The 5,837-nt window shown below is 43.2% G+C and carries 5 protein-coding genes and 1 other annotated feature; of the genes, 4 read left to right on the forward strand and 1 reads right to left on the reverse strand.

Going from position 1 to position 5,837, the window contains the following annotated elements; translation table 11 throughout:
* Window positions 1–256 (forward strand): hypothetical protein (locus tag AC52RT_RS03540; RefSeq protein WP_495539479.1); only part of this gene is annotated, 256 nt, incomplete at its 5' end.
* Between the two features lie 68 nt (window positions 257–324).
* On the opposite strand, the gene AC52RT_RS03545 is transcribed toward AC52RT_RS03540, so the two are convergent.
* Window positions 325–1,986, reverse strand: a complete 1,662-nt coding sequence (locus AC52RT_RS03545) for an N-acetylmuramoyl-L-alanine amidase family protein (RefSeq protein WP_495539480.1) — start codon at window positions 1,984–1,986, stop codon at window positions 325–327.
* A 118-nt stretch (window positions 1,987–2,104) separates the two neighbouring features.
* On the opposite strand from AC52RT_RS03545, the gene AC52RT_RS03550 reads away from it, so the two are divergent.
* From AC52RT_RS03550 to aspS, 3 genes are all read left to right on the forward strand, one after another.
* Window positions 2,105–2,284 (forward strand): hypothetical protein, encoded by a 180-nt coding sequence (locus AC52RT_RS03550; protein WP_495539481.1) that lies wholly within the window; start codon window positions 2,105–2,107, stop codon window positions 2,282–2,284.
* Between the two features lie 65 nt (window positions 2,285–2,349).
* Window positions 2,350–2,587, forward strand: a binding site (T-box leader).
* A 56-nt stretch (window positions 2,588–2,643) separates the two neighbouring features.
* A complete protein-coding gene (hisS, locus tag AC52RT_RS03555) occupies window positions 2,644–3,936 on the forward strand; it encodes a histidine--tRNA ligase (RefSeq protein ID WP_495539482.1) in 1,293 nt (430 codons plus the stop codon).
* 1 nt (window position 3,937) lies between these two features.
* Window positions 3,938–5,713: an aspartate--tRNA ligase gene (gene aspS / locus AC52RT_RS03560; protein ID WP_495539483.1), complete on the forward strand. Its 1,776-nt coding sequence runs from the start codon at window positions 3,938–3,940 to the stop codon at window positions 5,711–5,713.
* Window positions 5,714–5,837: the final 124 nt, after the last annotated feature.

The following is a 5,837-nucleotide window of genomic DNA, read 5'->3' on the forward strand; positions in this document are numbered from 1 at the left end:
TCATACTAGAAAGCAAAGAAAAGAAATAAAGTCGAAGCAAACCCACAAAGATGGCGGGTTTGCTTTTTTTGCGTTAGGAATCAAAATCGATGTAAGTCGATCACGTCTTTCAAGTTTGAGTTATGAAAATGTGTATCCAAAAGAGCTAGATACTCCTTTTTGGCGGCCTATTCAAGGTAGGAAAGAATCAGTCAGCCTTAGAGGAGAATGTTGGCTCGTTTGGGAAGAATCAAAGCGAGTTGCGGCAGAAAGATAGGCTGGTGGGGCAGAATAGGATGGATAAGTTTATCCCCATACAAAAAACCAGCCCATCCAGCTGGTTTTTTAGTGTTCTTTGAAGTATTTGGCTAGGCCGGTGTAGATGGCGTTGGCGATGGTTTCTTGGTAGTGGTTGTTGATGATGGCTCGTTCTTCGATTGGGTTGCTCATGTACCCGAGCTCGAGCAGGACTGCCATTCGCCGGTTTTCGCGGAGGACATAGTAGTCCCCGAAACGCGAGCCGCGGTTTTTCGCTTGAATGTCCTGGCTCAGCTCCTCTTGAATACTGGCTGCGAGTGGTTCCTGAAAATCATGATAATAGTAGCTCGTAATTCCGCTTGTCACTTGGTCAATCGTGCTGTCGTAATGAAAACTGACAAATGCATCGGCGGCATAAAGATGAGAAATCCGAACGCGGTCATCGAGATCCAAATGGGTATCCGAATTTCGTGTCAAAATGACCTTTGCTCCCGCAGCCTCAAGCTTATCGGCAACAAGCCGCACGGTACGAAGCGTCACATCTTTCTCAAGCGTCCCGTGAAGTCCAGCAGTCCCTTGATCCTTCCCGCCATGTCCAGGATCGAGAACAATTAATTTATTCTGCAAGTACGCTTCATATCCGGTCTTTTTGATTTGCTTCACTTCACCAGTAAAACCAACGATCCACCCCGCCGCATAGGCTTTCTTCCCATTGGGCAGTTTTACCTGATACCAATTATTTTTCACTGACAGAACTGGAAACTGTTCGCCTTGCTTTGGTCGAAGGACTGCCTTCGCATCTACATTCGCTGCATTCCGTAATGCTGTGCCTGTATGTAAAATAACAATTTGACTGTTCTTCACTTTTTCGACGCCTTCTTTTTTTACCGAAACATGATTCCGTTTTACATACCAAAGCGGAATCCATCCGGTCTTGTTAGATGACAGCTGAATCTTTACCATGTTATTTTCTTCAGCAATCACAGCAAACATTCGGCCTTTTTTCACCGTACCGACCTTTTTCGAATCCAGCTCCGCTTTTTTATGAACAATAATACTCGAAGCCGTCACTTCTGCCAATGGGCTGCTGTTTGATAAAATATGGCGGGATTCAACCCATCCGCTGCCATCCTGATAAGATATCTCTACCCATTTTTTTGTCTTGCTTACAATTGAAACCTCACGTTTATGAACCTTGCCAATCACGGCACTGCTAGCTGAGGAATTTGAATAGACGGTCGTATTGTTAGTAATGATTTGACCTGTTTCTTGAGCAGCTGCTGGCTGTTCAACATAGACCGAGGATATCCAGCCACTCAGGCCTTCTGCTTTTATTTCCAGCCATTCATCTTTTTGACCAATCACTTCAACAGCTGTGCCCTTGGCAAGTGTACCGACCGGCTGTTGGTCTTTGCCGGGGCCTGAACGAATTTGCACACCATCGCCGCTGATCATGCTCAAAGCTTTAGCATCAGCCGGTTCAGTTCCTCTCGCTATCAGCCATTCGGCAACCCATCCCGTCGTACCAGAACCAAGCAAAATTTCTATCCACTGGTTGTTCTCTGATACAACTGGATATACTTCTCCACGATAAATTTTCTTGACCAAAGGAAACTCTAAGCCTGGCCCCTCTCGAACATTTATATAATCGACATTGATGGTAACTTCTGCCTCAAGTTCCGCTTTAACAGGCGTTATTTGAGAAAAACATATAACCATCAAAACCAAAATGAGTACCGATTTTCTCAAACAAACACCTCCTTTGTTAGGATTAATTCTTCATTATAAAAAAATTCCCTTCTTAGTCTGAAAAAAATCACCAAAAACGGGACAAACTAAAACTAAGATACCATAAGGGGGACTAGGAATGAAATTCAGTGAAAAAAACCAGACCAGTGTAAAAGGTGTTAATCAGATTCTCGGTGTAGATTTCCATGACTTTATTCAACGTGAACAGGGAGACTCGAGCACGATGGAGCTTGCGTCAGAATTTGGCCTGTCCATTCGCGAAGTGAACAAATTAAAGAAAAAAATTGGCGGACGCTAACCTGTTTAAACGCTTGACAAGTTGCCGTTCACTCCGTATGATTATAAAAGTATCTAAATGAAAACATTTAGCCCATGATCGAGAAGAGTAGTCAAGGAATACACGTGTAAAGAGAAGATATGCGGTTTTTGCTGAAAGCGTATCTACATGCTGTCTTGATGAACGAACACTCAGTAGGCTCCGCTCTGAAAAATGATTTTAGTAGGAGATGGACGTAGGCAGGCGTTAACTGCTTTTAAGAGGAAGCTGTATTTGGCTTCAATTAGGGTGGCACCACGGGATATTCAAACTCTCGTCCCTTGTAGCGTATTCGTTACAAGGGACGGGAGTTTTTTGTTTTTATAAGGAGGGTAATACACATGTCTATTCAAATTCCAAGAGGTACTCAGGACTTACTTCCAGGCACAACGGAAGTTTGGCAGTATATTGAACAAACGGCACGCGAAATTTGCCGTCGTTATCAATACAAAGAAATCCGTACACCGATTTTTGAGCATACAGAATTATTTCTGCGCGGTGTCGGTGATACAACGGATATTGTTCAAAAAGAGATGTATTCGTTCAAGGACCGCGGGGATCGCGATTTAACGCTTCGCCCAGAAGGTACAGCCTCTGTTGTCCGTTCTTATCTTGAAAATAAAATGTTCGGCAATGCGAATCAGCCGGTCAAATTATACTATATTGGACCAATGTTCCGTTATGAGCGTCCGCAGGCAGGCCGATTCCGTCAGTTCGTTCAGTTTGGGATTGAAGCACTGGGCAGTAAGGATCCTGCGATTCATGCAGAAGTACTTTCACTAGCCATGGGGATCTACAAAGAGCTGGGCTTAAAGAAGCTGAAGCTTGTGATCAACAGCCTTGGTGACAGCGATAGCCGTACAGCTCACCGCAATGCATTAGTGGACCACTTTAAACCACGGATTGATGAGTTTTGCGGAGATTGTCAAAACCGTCTTGAAAAAAATCCACTTCGAATTCTGGATTGTAAGAAAGATCACAATCATGAATTGATGGCCAGCGCACCATCGATCATTGAATTCTTAAACGAAGAGTCCCGTGTGTATTTTGAAAAAGTACAAAAGCATTTGACTGATCTTGATATTGATTTTGTCATTGATCCAACACTTGTACGCGGACTGGATTATTATAATCACACGGCATTTGAGATCATGAGTGAGGCGGAAGGTTTCGGCTCGATTACGACTCTTTGCGGCGGCGGACGTTACAATGGTTTGGCTGAGCAAATCGGCGGCAGCGATGCACCGGGAACTCCGGGAATCGGATTTGCACTGAGTATTGAGCGGTTGATTTCGGCGCTTGCAGCGGAAAATGTCGAGCTTCCAATTGAAGAAGGCATTGATTGTTACTTAGTTTCTATGGGTGAAGCGGCGAAAGATTATACCGTTAAGCTTGCTTATCAGCTTCGTAAAGCAGGATTTGTGGTCGAGAAAGATTACCAAGACCGTAAAGTGAAAGCTCAGTTTAAATCCGCAGACCGCTTAAAGGCAAAATTTGTGGCGGTACTTGGCGACGATGAGCTTGAGAAACAAATCATTAACCTGAAAAACATGACTACCGGTGAACAGGTTGAAATGGAACTTGCCACCTTTATAGAGCAATTTAAATCACAGCAGTCCTTAGGAGGAAAATAATATGTATGGCAGAACGTATTTCTGTGGAGAAGTCACAGAGCAAGCAATTGGAGAAAAAGTAACATTAAAAGGATGGGTGTCAAAACGCCGCGATCTTGGTGGAGTTATCTTTGTTGATTTACGCGACCGTTCAGGTATCGTTCAAGTCGTGTTTGATTTAAATACATCAAGCGAAGCACTGGCTATTGCTGAGAAAATTCGTAGTGAATACGTTCTTTCTATTGAAGGTGTTGTGCGTGCACGTGATGAAGAAAACATCAATCCAAACATTTCAACGGGTGTTATTGAGGTAGATACAACACACGTTACGATTTTAAACGAAGCAAAAACACCTCCTTTTGCCATTGAAGACCGCACAGAGGTATCTGAGGATATTCGCTTGAAATACCGTTATTTAGATCTTCGTCGTCCGATGATGTTTGAAACATTGAAGATGCGTCATCAAACAACAAAAGCAGTTCGTGAATACCTTGACGGTGCTGGATTCCTTGACGTTGAAACACCAATTTTAACAAAAAGCACGCCAGAAGGCGCACGTGACTACCTAGTACCTAGCCGTGTGCATGAAGGTGAATTCTATGCATTGCCGCAATCACCGCAGTTATTCAAGCAAATGCTGATGGTATCAGGTATTGAACGTTATTACCAAATCGCTCGTTGTTTCCGTGATGAAGATTTACGTGCTGACAGACAGCCTGAATTCACACAAATTGATATTGAAACAAGCTTCATGAGTCAAGATGATATCATTGCAATGACAGAAGAAATGATGGCAAAAGTTATGCGTGAAGTGAAGGGAATCGATATTACACTTCCTCTTCCGCGTATGAAATATGACGAAGCAATGGGCCGTTTTGGTTCAGATAAGCCAGATACACGTTTCGGCTTAGAGTTAATTGACCTTACTGAGTTCTCTAAAGGCTGTGACTTCAAAGTCTTTTCTGGAGCAGTAGCAAAAGGCGGACAAGTAAAAGCATTGAACATCAAAGGTGCTGCGGCTGATTATTCTCGTAAAGATATGGATGGATTAGGTGCATTTGCGGCCATTTATGGTGCGAAAGGTCTTGCTTGGCTGAAGATTGAAGAAGACGGCATGAAAGGTCCTATTGCTAAATTCTTCACAGAAGAAAACCAAAAACAAATGGCACAAATCGTTGATGCTGAAGTAGGCGATATTATTGTATTTGTTGCTGATAAGAAAAGTATTGTTGCCGATGCTCTTGGTGCGCTTCGTATCAAGCTTGGTAAAGAACGTAACCTTATCGACGAAAGCAAATTCAATTTCCTTTGGGTAACAGATTGGCCGTTGTTCGATTATGATGACGAAGCGGGAACCTATTCTGCAGCACATCATCCATTCACAATGCCTTTCCGTGAAGATATCGATATGCTGTCAACTGACCCAGCTAATGTCCGCGCACAAGCGTATGACCTGGTTCTGAATGGTTACGAGCTTGGCGGAGGATCATTACGTATCTTTGAACGTCCGATTCAAGAAAAAATGTTCGAAGTACTTGGATTCACAAAAGAAGAAGCAGCTGAACAGTTTGGCTTCTTGATGGATGCTTTTGAATACGGTACACCGCCGCATGGTGGAATTGCACTTGGGTTAGATAGACTTGTTATGCTGCTTGCTGGCCGTACAAATCTACGTGACACCATTGCCTTCCCGAAAACAGCAAGTGCAAGCGACCCGCTTACAGACGCACCAAGTCAGGTAAGTAAGGCCCAGTTAAGAGACTTAAGTTTGTCAGTTTTGACGAAAAAACAAGATTAATTTACTAGCAGCTCACTCTTGAAAGAGTGAAGTGCTATATGATAAACTACTTGTAACAGTAAAAGTCCTGATGTGTTCGTTCTTTAACCTATAAGTTTTGACCGAACACTTATAGTTACGGGAG

The organism is Peribacillus sp. (genome assembly GCF_059453735.1).

Bases quoted from the DNA above. Each gene is read 5' to 3' on its own strand.
- AC52RT_RS03550 (WP_495539481.1), top strand. From the start codon at position 2,105: ATGAAATTCAGTGAAAAAAACCAGACCAGTGTAAAAGGTGTTAATCAG.
- hisS (WP_495539482.1), top strand. From the start codon at position 2,644: ATGTCTATTCAAATTCCAAGAGGTACTCAGGACTTACTTCCAGGCACA.
- aspS (WP_495539483.1), top strand. From the start codon at position 3,938: ATGTATGGCAGAACGTATTTCTGTGGAGAAGTCACAGAGCAAGCAATT.